This is a genomic window from Micromonospora echinofusca (assembly GCF_900091445.1).
GTDB classification, from domain to species: Bacteria; Actinomycetota; Actinomycetes; order Mycobacteriales; family Micromonosporaceae; genus Micromonospora; species Micromonospora echinofusca.
On record NZ_LT607733.1, the window covers coordinates 4,263,164 to 4,282,364 of the forward strand.

Consider the following 19,201-nt stretch of genomic DNA (forward strand, 5'->3'; position numbering starts at 1 on the left):
AAAACCCTTCGCGAATGGGTGCCGCGCGCCACGGCGCAGCGGCCAGGCGGACATTCCCCGGCCCGGCACGTGCGACGGCGCCGCAGCGCGCCCCGGCGGGGGCCGCCGGCATGGTGTGGATCTTCCGCGACGCAGGGGTGACCTGCCATCGTGCCCGCCCTCGCCAGGACGCCTGAGGAACGCTCCGCAAAGCCTGGGAGATGTCACACCCGTCGATTAGAATGTGTGTACTAATCGAGGTCCTGACCTGGGAGGACGCCCGTGACCACGCCCGCCTCCGCCCCACCCACCCCCTACGCCACCCTGCTCGGCTTCACCCGCTACGTCGACCGCACCGGCCCGACGAAGGCCACCTTCGTCGGGGGGCTGCGCAAGCAGCGGGTCAGCCGCTCCGGCTTCAACCCGCACGGCCAGTTCGTCAAGGCGCTCAAGGCCGACATCGCCTTCCACACCGGCGGCACCCATCTCGACCAGGTGGTCGACGTGGTCAAGCCCCGCTGGCGACCGCTCTACCAGGCCCTCGTCCCCGGCGCGACGGCCTGGCTGCGTTCCCTCGGCGAGCCGAGGGACGTCGACCTCGCCCAGACCCGCGACGCGCTCGCGATGCTGGGCGACCTCCCCGTCAAGGTCAACCCCCAGTTCGGCGTACGACACGCCGACGGTCGCGTCGAGGCCGTCCGACTGCACTTCGACGAGGCACCGCCCAGCGAGGAGGCGACGCTCGCCACCCTGCACCTGATGGCCCGGCACATGGACGCGGTGCTCCCGCACGCCGAGCCGGTCCTGGTCGACGTGCGTCGGGGCGAGGCCCACCGCATGCCCGCCGACGCCCGCCCCGAGCAGATCGAGCGCTGGCTGGCCGGCGAGGCGGCGGCCTTCCGGGCCATCTGGGCCACCGCCGCCTGATCCCTTCCCACCACCCGATCCGCTCGCCCGGCCCGGCCGACATGGCCGGGCCGGGCGCCAACCGGGGATCCGCGCGGAAGCCCACATCCCGGGCGGCGGATCGACACGGCGCCCAGCATCGTGAATCATCTATCTTCATGACCACCGGGTCCATGGACGCCCGTCCACCCGCCGAGATCGCCGAAGACGACCAGGTGCCCGCCCCCGGGCCCGCCGGCCGGCGGGAGCGGTGGCGATGGCTGTGGCACGAATGGACGCTGGCGGTGCTCGGCGGGCTGCTGCTGGCGGTGGTGCTGACCTGGCCGACGATGCGGCATCCGGCGAGCACGATCCCCGGCGACATCGGCGACCCCACGTTGCAGACGTGGCAGATGGCCTGGGCCGGGCACGCCCTGCTGAACAACCCGGCCGGCCTCTGGCACTCCAACACGTTCTTCCCCGAGACCCACACGTACGCCTACAGCGACACCCTGCTCGGCTACGCCCCGCTCGGCATGCTCGGCTCGGGTTTCGAGGCCGCCCTGGTCCGCTACAACGTGGCGTACGTGCTGGTGCACGCGCTGGCCTTCGTCGGGGCGTACGCGCTGGCCCGGCAGCTCGGGGCGGGCCGGCTGGGCGGGGCGGTCGCCGGGGTCGCGTGGGCGTACGCGCCCTGGCGCCTGGCGCACGCCGGGCACCTCAACATCCTCTCCAGCGGCGGGATCGCGCTGTGCCTGGCGATGCTGGCGCGCGGGCACGGCTGGTCGTTGCGGCACGGGTACCGCCCGCAGCGCCGGCGACCGGGCTGGGCCCTCGCGGGGTGGCTCGTCGCCGCCTGGCAGATCAGCCTGGGCTTCGGCATCGGGCTGCCCCTGGTGTACTTCCTGCTGGCCGCGGTGCTGGTCGGGGCCGGCGGCTACGGCTGGTCGTGGTGGCGGCGGGGGCGACGGCCCGCGTTCGGCCGGCGGTTGCTGGTCGCCGACCTGGCCGGCGGGGCCGTCTTCGGGGCGGGCACGCTGCTGCTGGGCCTGGTCTACCTGCGCGTCGTCGACCTCAATCCGCAGGCCGAACGGTCGCTGGCCTGGACGGAGATGTTCTCGCCGCCGCTGATCGGCTTCGTCACCGCCCCGGCGGACTCGTGGTGGTGGGGCGAGCGGCACGCGGCGGCCCGCGAACAGCTGACCTGGCCGCCGGAGATGGCGCTGCTGCCCGGGATGGTCCTGCTCGCGTTGGCCGCGGCGGGGCTGTTCGTCTCGGTCTATCCGGCCCGGCGTCGGGTCGCGGTGGCGCTCGGCGTGCTCGGCACGGTGCTGCTGGGCCTGGGGGTCACCCTCGGCGGCGACGGCGATCCGGGTTACCTGACGCTGTCGAAGCACCTGCCGGGCTGGGACGCGTTGCGCACGCCGGGGCGGATGATGCACTGGACCAGCCTGCTGCTGGCGCTGCTGGCGGCGGGTGCGGTGACGGTGTTCGCCACGGCGGTACGCCGGTGGGCGTCCCACGGTCGGGCGAGGTTCCTGGCGCCGGTGCTGCTGCTGGTGCCGCTGGCCCTCGTCGGGCTGGAGGGGGTCAACCGGACGGCGCACCCGGTGGTGCCCCCACCACCGGCGGCGATGCGTACGGCGGCGGAGCCGATGCTGGTGCTGCCCGCCGGCGGCGCGCTCGATCTGATCTTCATGTCCTGGACGACGGACGGGTTCCCCCGGGTGACGAACGGGCTCGCCGGGTTCGAGCCGGTCACCCAGGCGCAGACCCGGGCCGCGACGGCCGCCTTCCCCGACGCGGGCAGCGTGGCGTACTTGCGGGGCATCGGGGTGCGCTCCGTGGTGGCCCTGCCGGGCTGGGCCGCCGGCACGCCGTGGGAGGGCATCGCGCAACGGCCGTACGACGGGCTGGGCATCACCCGGGAGGAGATCGATGGTGTGCTGGTCTACCGCCTCTGACCGGGCCGGCGCGCGGCGGCGCGGTGGGCGCCGCCGGGCGTCCTCGGGCGCCGGCCGGACGGGGTGACGGACGTGCGCCTGTCGGTGGTGGTGCCCTGCTTCAACGAGGAGGCCTCGGTGGAGCGGCTGCACGCGGCGGTGAACGCCGCCGTCGCGGAGCTGACCGACGTCGAGATCGAGGTGGTGTACGTCGACGACGGCAGTTCCGACGGCACCCTCGTGGCGCTGCGCCGGCTCGCCGCCGCCGACCCCCGCGTGCGGTACACGTCGCTGAGCCGCAACTTCGGCAAGGAGGCGGCGATGCTGGCCGGGCTGGAGCGGGCCACCGGCGACGCGGTCGTGATCATGGACGCCGACCTCCAGCACCCGCCGTGGCTGCTGCCCGACATGGTGGCGCTGTACCGGCAGGGCTTCGACCAGGTGATCGCCCGCCGGGACCGGCGCGGTGACCGGTTCGTACGGATGCTGGCCTCGCGCTCCTTCTACCGGCTGGTCAACTGGTGGATCGACGTGCGGCTGCTGGACGGGGCGGGCGACTTCCGGCTGCTGTCCCGGCTCGCAGTGGACGCGGTGCTGGCGATGCCCGAGTACAACCGCTTCTCGAAGGGGCTGTTCTCCTGGATCGGGTTCCGCACTGTGGTGGTCGCGCACGGCAACCAGACCCGGCAGGCGGGCCGGAGCAGGTGGACGTTCGGCAAGCTGTTCAACTACGCGTTCGACGGGCTGCTGTCGTTCAACAACCGGCCGCTGCGTCTGGCGATCTACGGCGGCCTGTTCCTCACCCTGATCGCGGTGGTCTACATGGCCTGGGTGGTCGCCGACGCCGTCAGCAAGGGCATCGACGTTCCCGGCTACACCACCATCATCGTCAGCGTGATCGGTCTCGGCGGCATCCAGATGACGATCCTGGGCGTGATCGGGGAGTACATCGGCCGGATCTACTACGAGACCAAGCGTCGGCCGCACTACCTGGTCCAGGAGACCGAGGACCTGGTCACGCAGGGCGGGGAGGCACCACGGGTGCCGGACCAGCCGGCGGTGCGGCCGGCGGAGCGGATGCGCCGGGACGGGCCGGCCCGCGAGGACCTGCCCCGGTACCGCTCACTGCGGCGCGCCGCCGGCGAGTCCGTGACGGGTGACGCGCGGCAGCCGTAGGGGGCTGCCGCGCGCGTACCGGTCAGGCGGTGAGGTACTTGGCCAGGTCGTCGAGGATCTTGTTGGCGGCGCCGATGCCGATGCCGGTCATCCAGATCTCGTCGGACACGACGTGCGCCTTGCCCGCCTTGACCGCCGACAGCCCCTTCCAGAGCGTCCCGCCGGTGACCTTGGCCTGCTCGGCGGCGGCCTTCTCGCCGTACGCGGTCACGAAGATGACGTCGCCGTCGACCTCGCCGACGCGCTCCGGGCTGACCCGGTCCATCCTCCGGTCCTCCTTGCCGGTGAGCTGCTGGCGCTCGGGGCGGCCCAGGCCGGTGTCGCCGATGACGATGCCGGAGAACGAGTCCGGCCCGTACACCCGGATCTCGGTCGGCATGAAGCGGACGATGGAGACCTTGCGGGTGGCGGCGTCGCCGAGCTTGCCGCCGAACTCCCTGGCCCGCGTCTCGTACGCGGCCAGCAGATCCTTGGCCTGCTGCTCCTTGCCGAGCGCCGCGCCGTCGAAGAGGAAGTTCTCCTTCCAGGTGATGCCGACCTTCTCGGTGAAGACGGTCGGCGCGATGGCGGCCAGCTCGTCGTAGAACTTCTCCTGGCGGAACTTGCTGCCCAGGATGAGGTCCGGCTTGAGGGCGTTGATGGCCTCCAGGTCGGGCTCGGTGAGCACCCCGACCTCCTTGATGCCGGCGAGCTTCTCCTCGCCGAAGTAGGTCGGCCAGCTCCTCGCCTCGCCGGCGGTGGCGGCGCCGACCGGTGTGACGCCGAGGGTCAGGGCGGTGTCGATCTTGTCGGTGTCGAGCACGACGACCCGCTTGGGCTCCGTCGGCACCTTGGTGGTGCCCATGGCGTGGGTGATCTCCCGGGTCTGCCCGGTGGTGGTGTCGGCGACCGGGTCGCTCTCACCACAGGCGGTGAGACCGACGCCGAGAGCCAGGGCCGCGGTGAGGGCGGCAGCGAGACGACGCATCAGATTCCTTTCGAGAGGTACGAGCCGGTCAGCGGCGTCGCCGCGTCCCCGGCCGAGGGGCGAGGCAGGGAGGCGCCGGTGAGCGCGGGCACCACCAGGGGCGCCCCGGTCACCGGGCAGGGCACGACCACGCAGTCCAGGCCGAAGACGTCCCGGACCAGGTCGGCGGTGAGGATCTCCCGGGGCGGCCCGGCGGCCACCACCGCGCCGGAGCGCATCGCGATCAGGTGGTCGGCGTACCGGGCGGCCTGGTTGAGGTCGTGCAGCACGGCGACGACGGTGCGGCCCCGCTCGACGCGCAGCCGGTGCAGCAGGTCCAGCACCTCCACCTGGTGGGCGAGGTCGAGGAAGGTGGTGGGTTCGTCCAGCAGCAGCGCCTCGGTGTCCTGCGCGAGGGTCATGGCGATCCAGACGCGCTGCCGCTGACCGCCGGAGAGGGTGTCCACCGGCCGGTCAGCCAGCCCCGTCACGTCGGCGAGCGCCATGGCCTGCTCGACGGCGACGCCGTCGGACTCCGACCACTGCCGCCACCACCGCTGGTACGGCTGCCGGCCCCGGCCCACCAGGTCGGCCACGGTGACGCCCTCCGGCACCAGCGGGCTCTGCGGCAGCACGCCGAGGCGGCGGGCGACCTCGCGGGTCGGCAGGTCGCGGATGGCGGTGCCGTCCAGCAGCACGGCGCCGCGCCGGGGCGTGAGCAGGCGGGCCATGGTGCGCAGCAGGGTGGACTTGCCGCAGGCGTTCGGCCCGACGATCACCGTGAACGCGTCGCCCGGCAGCTCCAGGTCGAGCCCGTCCAGCACGGTCCGCTCGTCGTAGCCGGCGACCAGGTCGCGGGTGGAGAGCATCACGCCTCCTTGTCAGGGTCGGACTTCACGAGGACCGCCGCCGGCCGCGCAGCAGCAGGAAGATCAGGTACGGGCCGCCGATGGCGGCGGTCAGCACGCCGGCGGGCAGCTGGGTGGGGGCGAACAGCCGCCGGCCGCCCAGGTCCGCCAGCACCAGCAGCAGCGCCCCGAGCAACGCGGCGCCGACCAGCGGCGGGCGCTCGGCGCGGACCAGCCGGCGGGCCAGCTGCGGGGCGACCAGGGCGACGAAGTCCACCGCGCCCACCTGGGCGGTGACCATCGCGGCGGCCAGCACCCCGGTCCCGGCGAGGCCGACCCGGCGGGCCGTCGGACGCAGGCCGATCCCCCGGGCGGTGTCGTCGTCCAGGGCGGTGCTGTTCAGCGCCCAGCCGGCCCAGGCCAGCACCGGCAGGAGCGCGGCCAGGGTGAGGGCGATCCACAGGCTCTCGGTCCAGCCCTTGCCGGCGAGCGTGCCGATCAGCCAGATCTGCGCGCGCAGCCCGTCGATCGGGTCGGCGGTGAGCATGACCACCTCGGTCAGGGCCCGCAGCGCGAAGGCGACCGCCACGCCGGCGAGCACGAACCGCTGGGCGGCCAGGCCGTGCCGGGCGCCGAGGGCGAACAGCAGCGCGGCGGCGACCAGCCCGCCGACCAGCGCGGCCGGCGCCACGAGCACGGCGGCGACGCCGCCGGTCAGGGCCACCGTCGCGGCGAGGCCGGCGCCCTGGGTGATGCCGACGACGTCGGGGCTGGCGAGCGGGTTGCGCGCCACGCTCTGGATCAGCGTGCCCGCCACCCCGAAGGCCGCGCCGGCCACCGCCGCCAGCACCAGCCGGGGCAGCCGCAGGTCCAGGACCACCAGGTCGTACGGGGTGCCGGCACCGGAGAGGGCGCGCAGCACGTCGACCGGGGCGACGTACGGGGTGCCCAGCGAGAGGCTGAGCAGCCCCGCGGCGAGCAGCAGCACGACCAGCACGGCGGCGACCAGCACCGAGCGGCGGCGGACCTGCACGGCGACCGGACCGATCCGCACCAGCGAACGCCCGGGCAGCGCGGTGACGCCGACGCGGGGTCGCCGCGCCGGCCGTCCGACGGCCGGGGCGGTGGGGGCGGTCACGCCGTCACGACCTTCGCGCGGCGCACCAGGAAGGCCAGCAGCGGGGCGCCGACCAGGGCGGTGACGATGCCCGCGGGCACCTCACCGGGCGGCGCGACGAGCCGGCCGACGACGTCGGCGCCCAGCAGCAGCCCGGGCCCGAGCAGCGCGGAGACCGCGAGGGTCCACCGGTGGTCGGCGCCGACCAGGGCGCGGGCCAGGTGCGGCACCGCGAGCCCGACGAACGCGATGGGGCCAGCGGCGGCGACGGCCGCCCCGGTGAGCAGGACCGCGGCGAGACCGCCGCCGAGGCGGACCAGCCCGATCCGGTGCCCGAGGCCCCGGGCCACGTCGTCGCCGAGGGCCAGCGCGTCCAGGCCCCGGGCGACCAGCGCGGCCAGGAACAGCCCGGCCAGCACGAACGGCACCACCTGGACGGCCACCGTGAGGTCCCGGCCGGTCAGCCCGCCGACCACCCAGAAGCGGTACTCCTCGAAGGTGCGGGCGTCCATGCTGAGCAGCGCGTACACCATGGAGGCGAGACTGGCGTCGAGGGCCGCGCCGACCAGCGCGAGGGTGACCGGGCTGGCGCCCTCGCGGGCCTTGGCGGCGACGGCGAAGACCAGCACGCCGGCGCCGAGCGCGCCGCCGATGCCGAACCAGACGTAACCGGCCAGGGTGCTCACGCCGAAGACGGAGATGGCCAGCACCACGCCGAACGAAGCGCCGGCGCTGATGCCGAGGATCCGCGGCTCGGCCAGCGGGTTGCGGGTGAGGGCCTGGAAGAGGACCCCGGCGACGGCGAGGGCGAGCCCGACGGCGAGGCCCAGCGCGGTACGCGGCATCCGCAGTTCCCGCACGATGGTGGCGGCCTCGCCGCCGTCGGGGGCGACCAGCGCGCGCCACACCTCGTCGGCGGCCAGCGCCCGGCTGCCGAGCGCGAAGCTCGCCAGTACGGCCAGCCCCAGCACCACGGCGGCGGCCACGGTGACCGCGAGCCGACGACCGCCACGTGCCCGGGGCCGGGTGCCGGCAGGCGCCGGTCGGGTGGCGAGGCTGGTCACGAGGCTCCTGCACGTTCGGGCTTAGGGTCGCCTTACCTTAGCGGAACGCACTGGCCGGGCCTAACTCGCCGTCGTCGATCCGAGCGGCGCTGAGCAGGGCGGACGGCGCGGATCCGGGCGGACGGCGGCCCCGGCCGCCCTAGTGTGTGGGCATGCGATCCGACCAGCACACCGTGGTGCTCCTGCTCCGGCCGGCGGACGCGCCGGACCTGCCGCTGGACGCGGCCGACCGGTTGCAGGACGCCCACCTGGCGCACCAGGCGGGGCTGGTGGAGCAGGGGCTCGTCCTGGCCGCGGGGCCGTTCGTCGACGCCGACGACGAGCGGCTGCGCGGGTTCGTCGTGCTCTCCGTCTCGCCGCAGGAGGCCCGCGAGCTCTACCACAACGACCCGGCCGTGCGGGCCGGACGGCTCGGCGTGCAGGTGATGAGCTGGATGGTGCCGGAGGGCATCGTGCGCTTCGAGAGCGTGCCGCTGCCCCGGTCGGTCCTGGAAGCCGCCGCCGGCGACTGACGGCCGGCGGCCGGCGTCAGCGGGCGCCGGGCCGGCCGCCGTCGGCGGGCCGGGCGTCAGTCGGCCGGTCGCGGCGCGGGGACCGGGCCGGTCGGCCCGTCGAGCTGCTGGTCGGCCCAGACGTACGTCTCCGGCAGCAGCTCGGCGACGTGCACCACGCGCAGCGCGTCCATCGGCCCGACGATGACCCGGACCGTGGGGAAGTAGTCGCGCAGCACCTGCCGGCAGCGCCCGCAGGGCGGGATCACCCCGCGCCCCCGGTCGCCCACCGCGACGATCGTCTCCAGCTCGGTGACGCCCTGCGTGGCGGCGGCGCCGACCGCGACCACCTCGGCGCAGGGGCCGCCGGTGAAGTGGTAGACGTTGACCCCGGTGAAGACCCGGCCGTCGGTGGTCCGCGCGGCGGCGGCGACCGTGTGGTTCTCGCTGCGGCAGCGCAGCTTGGCGACCGCCGTGGCGGCCTGCACCAGGGCCCGGTCGGTGTCGCGCATCGTCATCCAGTCCCCCGTGGCCAAGGTCGGTCGACGCCCCACTCTAGTCCGAGGCGACGCCGCCGCGCGCCCCGGCGGCCGGTCCGAGGCGACGCCGCCGCGCGCCCCCGACGGGCGTGGGCGCGGGCGGGCCGGGGCGGTGCGGCGGTAACCCGGGGGCGGTCCGGCCGGCGGCTGCCTATCCTTGGCGACGACATGCAGAATCCAGCCGCACCCGCCGCGACCGACCCCGTCCGCGAGCTGCACCGCCGCCTCCGTCCCCTGATGTTCCGCGACCAGCGCCGCCTGCAACGGCGCCTGGACGGGGTACGCCGGCTGCGCGACCCGCAGCGCCGGGAGTCGGCGCTCGACGAGATCGCCGCCGACGTGGCGCGGGCCGAGGCGGTGCTCGAGAACCGGCGCGCCGCCGTACCGGTGATCACGTACCCGGCCCAGCTGCCGGTGAGCGAGCGCAAGGACGACATCGCCGCCGCGATCCGCGACCACCAGGTGGTGATCGTGGCCGGCGAGACGGGCTCCGGCAAGACCACCCAGCTGCCGAAGATCTGCCTGGAGCTGGGGCGCGGGATCACCGGCCTGATCGGGCACACCCAGCCGCGCCGGCTGGCCGCGCGTACGGTGGCGGACCGCATCGCCGAGGAGCTCGGCACCGAGCTGGGCGACGTGGTCGGCTACAAGGTGCGCTTCGCCGACCAGGTCAGCGACCGCAGCCTGGTCAAGCTGATGACCGACGGCATCCTGCTCGCCGAGTTGCAGACCGACCGGATGCTGCGCCAGTACGACACGCTGATCATCGACGAGGCGCACGAGCGCAGCCTCAACATCGACTTCATCCTCGGCTACCTGCGCCAGCTCCTCCCCCGCCGGCCCGACCTCAAGGTCGTCATCACCTCGGCGACCATCGAGACCGAGCGCTTCGCCCGGCACTTCGCGGGGCCGCCCACCGCCGACGAGCCCGACGGCGTACCGGCGCCCGTGGTCGAGGTCTCCGGGCGCACGTACCCGGTCGAGGTGCGCTACCGGCCGCTGGTCGAGGTGGCCGAGGGCGACGACGACGGCGAGGACGAGGAGAACGTCCGCGACCAGGTGCAGGCCATCGGCGACGCCGTCGAGGAACTGGCCGCCGAGGGCCCCGGCGACGTCCTGGTGTTCCTCAGCGGCGAGCGGGAGATCCGCGACACCGCCGACGCGCTGGGCAAGCTGGTGGAGAAGAGACCGGCGCTGCGCGGCACCGAGATCCTGCCGCTGTACGCCCGGCTCTCCACCGCCGAGCAGCACCGGGTCTTCGCCCCGCACGCCGGACGCCGGGTGGTGCTGGCGACCAACGTGGCGGAGACCTCGCTCACCGTGCCCGGCATCAAGTACGTGGTGGACCCGGGCACGGCCCGCATCTCCCGCTACAGCAGCCGGCTCAAGGTGCAGCGGTTGCCGATCGAGCCGGTGTCGCAGGCGTCGGCCAACCAGCGCAAGGGGCGCTGCGGGCGCACCTCGGACGGCATCTGCATCCGCCTCTACGACGAGCAGGACTTCCTGTCCCGCCCGGAGTTCACCGACCCGGAGATCCTGCGCACCAACCTCGCCTCGGTCATCCTCCAGATGACCTCCATCGGGCTGGGCGACATCGCCGCGTTCCCGTTCATCGACCCGCCGGACCGGCGCAACGTCGCCGACGGCGTGAACCTGCTGCACGAGCTCGGGGCGCTCGACCCGGCCGAGGCCGACCCGGCGAAGCGGCTCACCCCGCTGGGCCGGCGGCTGGCGCAGCTCCCCGTCGACCCGCGGCTGGCCCGGATGGTCGTCGAGGGCGAGCGCAACGGCTGCGCCACCGAGGTGATGGTGATCGCCGCCGCGCTGTCGATCCAGGACCCGCGCGAGCGGCCCGCCGAGAAGCAGGCCCAGGCCGACCAGGCGCACGCCCGGTTCACCGACCGCGAGTCGGACTTCGTGACACTGCTCAACCTGTGGCGGCACCTGCGCGAGCAGCAGCGCGAGCTGTCGTCCAGCGCGTTCCGGCGGATGTGCAAGGCCGAATACCTCAACTACCTGCGGGTACGCGAGTGGCAGGACATCGTCAGCCAGTTGCGTCAGGTGCTGCGTACCCCCGAAGAAGGGCGACCGGCGCGCGACGCTGGCGGCGGGCGCCGGGGCGGCGCGGACCTGCCGGAGGAGATCGACACCCCGAAGGTGCACCAGTCGCTGCTGGCCGGCCTGCTGTCGCACGTCGGGCTCAAGGACGCGCAGAAGCACGAGTATCTCGGCGCCCGGGGCGCGAAGTTCGCGCTCTTCCCCGGCTCGGCGCTGTTCAGGAAGCCGCCGCGCTGGGTGATGGCCGCCGAGCTGGTGGAGACCTCCCGGCTCTGGGGCCGGGTGGCCGGCCGGGTCGAGCCCGAATGGGTCGAGCCCCTGGCGACGCACCTGGTCAAGCGCAGCTACAGCGAGCCGCACTGGGAGAAGAAGCAGGCGGCCGTGATGGCCTACGAGAAGGTGACCCTCTACGGCGTCCCGCTGGTCACCTCGCGGAAGGTCAACTTCGGCCGGATCGACCCGGCGATGTCGCGGGAGCTGTTCATCCGGCACGCCCTCGTCGAGGGCGACTGGCAGACCCATCACCACTTCTGGCGGGACAACCAGCGGCTGCTGACGGAGATCGAGGAGCTGGAGCACCGGGCCCGGCGCCGCGACATCCTCGTCGACGACCAGACCGTCTTCGACTTCTACGACGCCCGCATCCCGGCCGACGTGGTCTCCGGACGGCACTTCGACGCCTGGTGGAAGAAGACCCGACGGGAGCAGCCCGACCTGCTCACCTTCACCCGGGAGCTGCTGGTCAACGCCGGCCGCACCGGCGTGGACGAGGCCGACTACCCCGACGAGTGGTCCGCCGACGGGGTGACCCTGCCGCTGACCTACCGCTTCGAGCCGGGCACCCCCACCGACGGCGTGACCGTCGACATCCCGCTGCCCCTGCTCAACCAGGTGCCGGCGGAGAGCTTCGACTGGCAGGTGCCCGGGCTGCGCGAGGAACTGGTGATCGCGCTGATCCGCTCGCTGCCCAAGGCGGTACGCCGCAACTTCGTACCGGTGCCGGACTTCGCGCGCGCGGCGCTGGCCGCGATGCCGGCCGGCGAGGAGCCACTGCTGGACGCGCTGACCCGGCAGCTGCGCCGGATGACCGGCGTCACCGTGCCCCGCGACGCGTGGGACACCGAGCGGCTCCCCGCGCACCTGCGGGTCAGCTTCCGGGTGCTCGACGAGGAGAACAAGCCGGTCGCCGAGGGCAAGGACCTACCGGCCCTGCAACGCCGGCTCAAGGCGGAGGTACGCCAGGTCGTGGCCGCCGCCGCGCCGGACGTCGCCCGGACGGGCCTCCGCACGTGGAGCATCGACGATCTTCCTCGCACCATCGAGCAGGTGCGCGCCGGGTACGCCGTGACCGCGTACCCGGCCCTGGTCGACGAGGGCGACACCGTCGGGGTGAAGGTCTTCGACTCGCCCGCCGAGCAGGAGGCGGCGCACTGGGCGGGTACGCGGCGGCTGCTGCGGCTCACCGTGCCGTCGCCGGCGAAGTTCCTCCAGGGGCGGCTGAGCAACGAGGCGAAGCTGGCGCTGAGCCGCAACCCGCACGGCGGCGTACAGGAGCTGATCTCGGACGCGGCGGGGGCGGCGATCGACAAGCTGATCGGTGACGCCGGCGGCCCGGCCTGGGACGCCGAGGGCTTCGCCGCCCTGCGGGAGAAGGTCCGGGCCGACCTGGTGGACACCGTGGTCGAGATCATGGACCGGGTCCGCCGGGTGCTCGCCGCCGCGCACGCGGTGGAGCAGCGCCTCGGCGCCACGCGGAACCTGGCGGTGGTGGCCGCGCTGGCCGACATCCGGGCCCAGCTGAGCGGCCTGGTGCACAAGGGGTTCGTCACCGAGACCGGGTACGCGCGCCTGCCCGACCTGCTGCGCTACCTCACCGCGATCGAGCGGCGGCTGGACCGGCTGCCGGGCAACCCGCAGCGCGACAAGCAGCAGCAGGACCGGGTCGCGGTGGTGCAGAAGGAGTACCAGGAGATGCTGGCCGCGCTGCCGCCGAGCCGTCGGCAGTCGACGGCGGTCCGGCAGATCCGCTGGATGATCGAGGAGCTGCGGGTGAACGTGTTCGCCCAGGCGTTGGGCACCCCGTACCCGGTGTCGGAGCAGCGGATCTACCGCGCGATGGACGAGGCGGAGGGCAGGTAGGGCGGCGCGCACGCCGGGACGGTCATCGCGCCGACGCCGGGGCGCCGCGCAGCACCCGCAGCAGCACCGGCGGGGAGAGCAGCCGCGTCGGCGGGTCGACGAGGTTCACCACCCGCAGGAACGCCGCGCCCAGCGCCGGGTCCCGGGTCGCCGCCGCGTGCAGCCGGCCCACGTACGCGTTGACCAGGCGTACCCGCGGCGAGCGGCGGCCGGGCACCTCGGGGAAGCGCAGGTCGGTGCCGACCGCGATGGACCACGGGCCGTCGATCAGCCGGGCGGCGCCCCGGAAGAACCGCCGGGCGAGCCGGTCGGGCGAGCGCCGCAGCAGCCGGCGCAGCAGCAGGGCCTCCAGCGCGGCCACCGTCATGCCCTGCCCGTACACCGGGTTGAAGCTGCACACGGCGTCGGCCACCACCAGGTAGCCGGCCGGGAAGCGACGCAGCCGCTCGTAGCGTCGCCGCACGCTGGCCGGGAACTTCATCGTCGCCGGCGGGCCCTCCGGCTGCGCCGTACGCAGAAGTTCGGCGATCTGCGGGGCGGCGAGGGTCTCGGCGAAGGCGGTCATGCCCTCGTCGTCGGCCGGCGGCTCCTCGCCGAGCATGCCGCTGAGCGCCACCGCGAACCGGCCCTGTTCCTGCACGGCGACGATGCCGCCCCGGGGCCGGCCGGGCACGGCGTTGGTGAGCGCGCCGAGCAACCCCTCCAGGTGGTGCGGCTCCCGGCGGTAGGTGCGGGTGAGGTAGGTGACGCCGACCTTGACCCGTTCCTCCGGCGCGGGCCGGTAGCCCAGCTCGGCCAGCCACACCGGGCTGCGGGTGCCCCGCCCACCGGCGTCGACGACGAGGTCGGCGGCGACGGTCGTGGGCTCTCCGTCGCGGGGGTGCAGCCGCACCCCGGTGACCCGCCGCCGGTCGACGGTGGTGGTCAGGCCCGCCACCTCGCAGTCCGAGACGATCCGCACCCCGGGCAGGGCGGCCACCCGCTCCCGGACGACCTGTTCCAGCAGCGGTCGGCTGACCCCGAGGGCGAACAGCGGCGACGGGGCGCGGCGCATCCGGTGGCCGTTGTTGTACCAGTGGACCTGCTCGTGCAGGTCGACCGTGGGCACGCCGCGCGCGGCCAGCTCCGCCGAGATGCCCGGCAGCAGCTCCTCGAACGCCTGCCGGCCCCGGGTCAGCAGGACGTGCAGCTGCCGCCCCTGGGGTACGCCCCGGCGGCTGTCCGCCCGCTCGGGCAGCAGGTCGCGGTCCACGAGGGTGACCCGCTCGTACGCCTCGGTGAGAGCGCGCGCCGTCAGCAGGCCGCCCATGCTGGCGCCGATCACCACGGCGCTGCCCGTTGCCATGCGGGCAGCGTAGGCACGCCGACGGGGGCCGGTCGTCTTCCGTCGTGCGCACCTGGCGGCGTGGGACCGGCGCGGCCGGTCGTGCGGCGGCCGGCCTCCGCGCGGCCCGACGGCCGGCGGCGGAGCTCAGAGCGGTTCGACGCCCGGCGGCAGGTCCCCGTCGGTGGTGGCGTCGCGGACGTAGTCCAGCAGTATCCTGCGCAGCTCCCGGCCGGCGTGGGTGGGCACCACGTCGCGGCGCCGGGCGACCGCGATGGTGCGCCGGACGCCGGGCGGGGCCAGCCGGGTGACGCGTACGCCCGGCCGGCGGGCCACCACGATGCCGGGGACCAGCGCGACGCCCAGCCCGGCCTCGACGAAGCTCAGCACCGCGTCCATCTCGCCGCCGTCGACGGCGATGGTCGGCTCGAAGCCGGCCTCCCGGCAGGCCTGGAGGGTGGCGTCGCGCAGGTCGTAGCCCTCCCGGAACATGACCATCGGCTGGTCGCGCAGGTCGGCCACGCGCAACTGCCCGGTCTCCGGGACCACCGACAGCTCCTCGACGGAGGCGACCACCAGGCTCTCCCGCAGGATGGGGTCGGCGCGCAGCCCGGGGTCGGTGCCCTGGGCCGGCATGATGATCAGGGCCAGGTCGAGGTCGCCGCGGAGCAGGTCACGGACCAGGTCCTGCGAGCCGTTCTCCTCCACCCGCAGGTCGATGGTGGGGTGGGCGTCGCGGAAGCGGCGCAGCACGGGCGGGGCGAGCGAGGTGGCGAGGCTGGGGGTGGCGCCGAGCCGGACCCGGCCACGGCGCAGGCCGACCAGCTCCTGCACCTCGCGGGTCGCGGTGTCGACGTCGGCGAGGATCCGCTTGGCCAGCGGAAGCAGCACCTCACCGGCCGCGGTGAGGGTGATGTTGCCCCTTACCCGCTCGAACAGCGGGGCACCGAGGCCCTCCTCCAGGGCGTGAACTTGCTTACTCAACGACGGCTGGGTGATGCCCACGATGTCAGCGGCCTGGGTGAAATGTCGTACTTCTGCCACCGCAACGAAGTACTTCAGCTGATGGAGCTGCATCTACATAGCCTATAGCTATCAAGACTGCGAGTTCGATGCATTGGACGACTGAATCAAGTGCTCCTAGCGTCGATCGCGTGGTAGTCACGAGAACTCGGTCGCCCATCCGTTCCAGCGTCGGCCTCAAGGCCGTCATGGCGGTGACGGGCATCATCCTGGTGTCATTCCTGATCGCGCACATGCTCGGCAACCTGAAGATCTTCACGGGGGCGACCTCGTTCGACCACTACGCGCACTGGCTGCGCGAGATCGGCACCCCGCTGCTGCCGGGCGTGTGGTTCCTGTGGATCATGCGGATCGGCCTGGTGGTGGCGGCAGTCGGCCACATCTGGGCCGCGACCGCCCTCGCCGTACGCGCCCGCGCCGCCCGCCCGGTGCAGTACGCGCACCGCAAGAAGGTGCAGGGCAGCTACGCCGCCCGCACGATGCGCTGGGGCGGCGTGATCATCCTGCTGTTCGTGATCTACCACCTGCTGGACCTCACCACCGGCACGCTCAACCCCGTCGGCGACCCCGGCCGGCCGTACGCCAACGTGGTGGCCGACTTCGCCCCGGAGCGCTGGTACGTGACGCTCTTCTACACCCTGGCGATCGTCACCCTCGGCTTCCACCTGCGGCACGGCCTGTTCAGCGCGCTGCGCAGCCTCGGCCAGCAGAGCCCGCGCGGCGAGCGGCGGGCCCGGGCCGTGGCCCTCGGCTTCTCCGTCGCGCTCTGCGTCGGCTACCTGGTGGTCCCGTTCGCCGTACTCACCGGATTGGTGTCCTGACATGGATCTCTACATCGAGGGCGACCCGATCGCCGACACCAAGGCTCCCGACGGCCCGATCGAGACCCGGTGGGAACGCCGCCGCTTCGAGGCCAAGCTGGTCAACCCGGCCAACCGCCGCAAGATGACCGTGATCGTGGTCGGCACCGGTCTGGCCGGCGGCTCGGCCGCCGCCACGCTGGGCGAGCAGGGCTACCGGGTCAAGACCTACTGCTACCAGGACAGCCCGCGCCGGGCGCACTCCATCGCCGCGCAGGGCGGCATCAACGCCGCCAAGAACTACCGCAACGACGGCGACTCGGTGCACCGCCTCTTCTACGACACCGTCAAGGGCGGCGACTTCCGCTCCCGCGAGTCGAACGTGCACCGGCTCGCCGAGGTCTCGGTCAACATCATCGACCAGTGCGTCGCGCAGGGCGTCCCGTTCGCCCGCGAGTACGGCGGCCTGCTGGACACCCGCTCCTTCGGCGGCGCGCAGGTGCAGCGCACCTTCTACGCCCGGGGCCAGACGGGCCAGCAGCTGCTGCTCGGCGCGTACCAGGCGCTGGAGCGGCAGATCGGCCTCGGCAACGTGGAGATGAACACCCGGCACGAGATGCTGGAGCTGATCGTCGTCGACGGCAAGGCCCGCGGCATCGTGGTCCGGGACATGGTCACCGGCGAGATCGCCACCGAGTTCGCGGACGCGGTCGTCCTCGCCTCCGGCGGCTACGGCAACGTCTTCTACCTCTCCACCAACGCCAAGGGCTGCAACGTCACCGCCACCTGGCGGGCCCACCGCAAGGGCGCGTACTTCGCCAACCCCTGCTACACGCAGATCCACCCGACCTGCATCCCGGTCTCCGGCGACCACCAGTCGAAGCTGACCCTGATGAGCGAGTCGCTGCGCAACGACGGCCGGGTCTGGGTACCCAAGGCCAAGGGCGACACCCGCAGCCCGAGGGACATCCCCGAGGACGAGCGGGACTACTACCTGGAGCGGATCTACCCCTCCTTCGGCAACCTGGTCCCCCGCGACATCGCCTCCCGCGCCGCGAAGAACGTCTGCGACGAGGGGCGCGGCGTCGGCCAGACGGGGCTCGGCGTCTACCTGGACTTCGGCGACGCGATCGACCGGCTCGGCCGCAAGGCCATCGAGGCCAAGTACGGCAACCTCTTCGAGATGTACGAGCGGATCACCGGCGAGGACCCGTACGAGGTGCCGATGCGCATCTACCCCGCCGTGCACTACACGATGGGCGGTCTCTGGGTCGACTACGACCTCCAGTCGTCCATCCCGGGCCTCTTCGTGATCGGCGAGGCGAACTTCTCCGACCACGGCGCGAACCGTCTCGGCGCCTCGGCGCTGATGCAGGGCCTGGCCGACGGCTACTTCGTGCTGCCGAACACCATCGCGCACTACCTGGCGTCCGGCCCGATGGAGAAGGTCGACGCCACGCACCCGGCGGCCGTGCAGGCCCGCGCCGACGTCGAGGACCGGATCCAGCGGCTGCTGGCCGTCGACGGCGACCGGACCGTCGACTCGTTCCACCGCGAGCTGGGCCAGATCATGTGGGAGCACTGCGGCATGGAACGCAGTGAGGCCGGGCTGCGCAAGGCGATCGACGAGATCCGCGCCCTGCGCGAGCAGTTCTGGCAGCGGGTCCGGGTGCCGGGCAGCGGCGAGGGGCTCAACCAGTCGCTGGAGAAGGCCGGCCGGGTGGCCGACTTCTTCGAACTGGCGGAGCTGATGTGCATCGACGCCCTGCACCGCGAGGAGTCCTGCGGCGGTCACTTCCGGGCCGAGCACCAGACGCCCGACGGTGAGGCGGAGCGCGACGACGACCGCTTCGCGTACGTGGCGGCCTGGGAGTTCACCGCCACCGGCGAGCCCTCGGTGCTGCACAAGGAAGACCTGAACTTCGAATACGTCCACCCCACGCAGCGGAGCTACAAGTGAACCTGACCCTGCGCATCTGGCGCCAGTCCGGCCCCGAGGACAAGGGTCGGATGGTGACCTACAAGGTCGACGACGTCTCCCCCGACATGTCCTTCCTGGAGATGCTCGACGTCCTCAACGAGCGGCTGATCCTCGCCGGCGAGGAGCCGGTGGCGTTCGACCACGACTGCCGCGAGGGCATCTGCGGCATGTGCGGCCTGATGATCAACGGCGACGCGCACGGGCCGCAGCGCGGCACCACCGCCTGCCAGCTGCACATGCGGCAGTTCTCCGACGGCGAGACGATCGACATCGAGCCGTGGCGGGCCCGGGCCTTCCCGGTCATCAAGGACCTGGTGGTCAACCGGGGCGCGTTCGACAAGATCATCGCGGCCGGCGGCTACATCACCGCGCCGACCGGCAGCGCCCCCGAGGCGCACTCGACCCCGGTCGCCAAGGCCAACGCGGACGCCGCCTTCGAGGCGGCGGAGTGCATCGGCTGCGGCGCCTGCGTGGCGGCCTGCCCGAACGGCTCCGCGATGCTCTTCACCGCCGCGAAGGTCACCCAGCTCTCGCTGCTGCCGCAGGGCCAGCCGGAGCGCTACACCCGGGTGGTCGGCATGGTCGACGCGCACGACGAGGCCGGCTTCGGCGGCTGCACCAACGCCGGTGAGTGCACCGTGGTCTGTCCCAAGGGCATCCCGCTGAACACCATCGGCCGGCTCAACCGCGACTTCCTGATGGCCACCTCGAAGCGGGGCGACAACACCCCCGGTTCCTGACGACACCGGGTTCCTGGCAACCGGACCCGACCGGACGGGCGGGCCACCACACCCCTGCGGGTGCGGCGGCCCGCCCGTTTCCCGGTACGGGACCCGTCGGCCGGTGGTGGGCCCTGTCGGTTCCACGGCCGCGGGCGGGGTGAGTCGG

The 19,201-nt window shown here is 73.5% G+C and carries 15 protein-coding genes; 8 read left to right on the plus strand and 7 right to left on the minus strand.

Annotation, left to right across the window (positions count from 1 at the left end; all coding sequences use genetic code 11):
* Positions 1-261 precede the first annotated feature (261 nt).
* From GA0070610_RS18030 to GA0070610_RS18040, 3 genes are all read left to right on the plus strand, one after another.
* The gene (locus GA0070610_RS18030; protein WP_089001127.1) at positions 262-906 is read left to right on the plus strand and encodes a hypothetical protein; all 645 of its coding nucleotides are present in this window, start codon (positions 262-264) and stop codon (positions 904-906) included.
* A gap of 152 nt (positions 907-1,058) precedes the next feature.
* Positions 1,059-2,828, plus strand: a complete 1,770-nt coding sequence (locus GA0070610_RS18035) for a hypothetical protein (RefSeq protein WP_392567331.1) — start codon at positions 1,059-1,061, stop codon at positions 2,826-2,828.
* 63 nt (positions 2,829-2,891) lie between these two features.
* Positions 2,892-3,983, plus strand: a complete 1,092-nt coding sequence (locus GA0070610_RS18040) for a glycosyltransferase family 2 protein (protein WP_231925679.1) — start codon at positions 2,892-2,894, stop codon at positions 3,981-3,983.
* A gap of 22 nt (positions 3,984-4,005) precedes the next feature.
* Here GA0070610_RS18040 and GA0070610_RS18045 read toward each other — a convergent pair whose 3' ends face one another.
* Genes GA0070610_RS18045 through GA0070610_RS18060 form a run of 4 tightly spaced genes read right to left on the minus strand, consistent with a single transcriptional unit; the run spans position 4,006 to position 7,958 of the window.
* A complete protein-coding gene (locus tag GA0070610_RS18045) occupies positions 4,006-4,950 on the minus strand; it encodes an ABC transporter substrate-binding protein (protein ID WP_089001129.1) in 945 nt (314 codons plus the stop codon).
* On the minus strand, positions 4,950-5,798 hold the full coding sequence (locus tag GA0070610_RS18050; protein ID WP_089001130.1) for an ABC transporter ATP-binding protein: 849 nt from the start codon (positions 5,796-5,798) through the stop codon (positions 4,950-4,952). Before GA0070610_RS18050 ends, GA0070610_RS18045 begins: the two co-directional genes overlap by 1 nt.
* Positions 5,799-5,823: 25 nt before the next feature.
* Positions 5,824-6,915, minus strand: coding sequence for a FecCD family ABC transporter permease (locus GA0070610_RS18055; protein ID WP_231925687.1), 1,092 nt, complete (start codon positions 6,913-6,915; stop codon positions 5,824-5,826).
* Positions 6,912-7,958 carry a FecCD family ABC transporter permease gene (locus GA0070610_RS18060; RefSeq protein WP_089001131.1) on the minus strand — a complete coding sequence of 349 codons (1,047 nt, stop codon included), beginning with the start codon at positions 7,956-7,958 and terminating at the stop codon, positions 6,912-6,914. The genes GA0070610_RS18055 and GA0070610_RS18060 overlap by 4 nt, the downstream gene beginning before the upstream one ends.
* A 152-nt stretch (positions 7,959-8,110) precedes the next feature.
* On the opposite strand from GA0070610_RS18060, the gene GA0070610_RS18065 reads away from it, so the two are divergent.
* A complete protein-coding gene (locus GA0070610_RS18065; RefSeq protein ID WP_089001132.1) occupies positions 8,111-8,470 on the plus strand; it encodes a YciI family protein in 360 nt (119 codons plus the stop codon).
* Between the two features lie 56 nt (positions 8,471-8,526).
* Here the strand turns inward: GA0070610_RS18065 and GA0070610_RS18070 are convergent, their stop codons facing one another.
* Positions 8,527-8,967, minus strand: a complete 441-nt coding sequence (locus tag GA0070610_RS18070; protein WP_089001133.1) for a cytidine/deoxycytidylate deaminase family protein — start codon at positions 8,965-8,967, stop codon at positions 8,527-8,529.
* A 189-nt stretch (positions 8,968-9,156) separates the two neighbouring features.
* Here GA0070610_RS18070 and hrpA point away from each other — a divergent pair, with 189 nt between their 5' ends.
* Positions 9,157-13,185 carry an ATP-dependent RNA helicase HrpA gene (hrpA, locus tag GA0070610_RS18075; protein WP_089001134.1) on the plus strand — a complete coding sequence of 1,343 codons (4,029 nt, stop codon included), beginning with the start codon at positions 9,157-9,159 and terminating at the stop codon, positions 13,183-13,185.
* Positions 13,186-13,207: 22 nt separating this feature from the next.
* Here the strand turns inward: hrpA and GA0070610_RS18080 are convergent, their stop codons facing one another.
* Together GA0070610_RS18080 and GA0070610_RS18085 are read right to left on the minus strand one after the other, a co-directional pair.
* On the minus strand, positions 13,208-14,530 hold the full coding sequence (locus GA0070610_RS18080) for an FAD-dependent oxidoreductase (RefSeq protein ID WP_089001135.1): 1,323 nt from the start codon (positions 14,528-14,530) through the stop codon (positions 13,208-13,210).
* A 126-nt stretch (positions 14,531-14,656) separates the two neighbouring features.
* Entirely contained in the window at positions 14,657-15,586 is a 930-nt protein-coding gene (locus GA0070610_RS18085) for a LysR family transcriptional regulator (RefSeq protein WP_089001136.1), read from the minus strand.
* 35 nt (positions 15,587-15,621) lie between these two features.
* Between GA0070610_RS18085 and GA0070610_RS18090 the strand changes: the two genes are divergently transcribed.
* Genes GA0070610_RS18090 through GA0070610_RS18100 form a run of 3 tightly spaced genes read left to right on the plus strand, consistent with a single transcriptional unit; the run spans position 15,622 to position 19,053 of the window.
* Positions 15,622-16,353, plus strand: a complete 732-nt coding sequence (locus tag GA0070610_RS18090; RefSeq protein ID WP_089001137.1) for a succinate dehydrogenase cytochrome b subunit — start codon at positions 15,622-15,624, stop codon at positions 16,351-16,353.
* Between the two features lies 1 nt (position 16,354).
* Positions 16,355-18,292 carry a fumarate reductase/succinate dehydrogenase flavoprotein subunit gene (locus tag GA0070610_RS18095; protein WP_089001138.1) on the plus strand — a complete coding sequence of 646 codons (1,938 nt, stop codon included), beginning with the start codon at positions 16,355-16,357 and terminating at the stop codon, positions 18,290-18,292.
* A complete protein-coding gene (locus GA0070610_RS18100) occupies positions 18,289-19,053 on the plus strand; it encodes a succinate dehydrogenase/fumarate reductase iron-sulfur subunit (protein ID WP_089001139.1) in 765 nt (254 codons plus the stop codon). Before GA0070610_RS18095 ends, GA0070610_RS18100 begins: the two co-directional genes overlap by 4 nt.
* Positions 19,054-19,201 lie beyond the last annotated feature (148 nt).

Bases quoted from the DNA above. Each gene is read 5' to 3' on its own strand.
- hrpA (WP_089001134.1), top strand. From the start codon at position 9,157: ATGCAGAATCCAGCCGCACCCGCCGCGACCGACCCCGTCCGCGAGCTG.
- GA0070610_RS18080 (WP_089001135.1), bottom strand. From the start codon at position 14,530: ATGGCAACGGGCAGCGCCGTGGTGATCGGCGCCAGCATGGGCGGCCTG.
- GA0070610_RS18070 (WP_089001133.1), bottom strand. From the start codon at position 8,967: ATGACGATGCGCGACACCGACCGGGCCCTGGTGCAGGCCGCCACGGCG.
- GA0070610_RS18035 (WP_392567331.1), top strand. From the start codon at position 1,059: ATGGACGCCCGTCCACCCGCCGAGATCGCCGAAGACGACCAGGTGCCC.
- GA0070610_RS18095 (WP_089001138.1), top strand. From the start codon at position 16,355: ATGGATCTCTACATCGAGGGCGACCCGATCGCCGACACCAAGGCTCCC.
- GA0070610_RS18090 (WP_089001137.1), top strand. From the start codon at position 15,622: ATGCATTGGACGACTGAATCAAGTGCTCCTAGCGTCGATCGCGTGGTA.
- GA0070610_RS18050 (WP_089001130.1), bottom strand. From the start codon at position 5,798: ATGCTCTCCACCCGCGACCTGGTCGCCGGCTACGACGAGCGGACCGTG.
- GA0070610_RS18085 (WP_089001136.1), bottom strand. From the start codon at position 15,586: ATGCAGCTCCATCAGCTGAAGTACTTCGTTGCGGTGGCAGAAGTACGA.
- GA0070610_RS18065 (WP_089001132.1), top strand. From the start codon at position 8,111: ATGCGATCCGACCAGCACACCGTGGTGCTCCTGCTCCGGCCGGCGGAC.
- GA0070610_RS18045 (WP_089001129.1), bottom strand. From the start codon at position 4,950: ATGCGTCGTCTCGCTGCCGCCCTCACCGCGGCCCTGGCTCTCGGCGTC.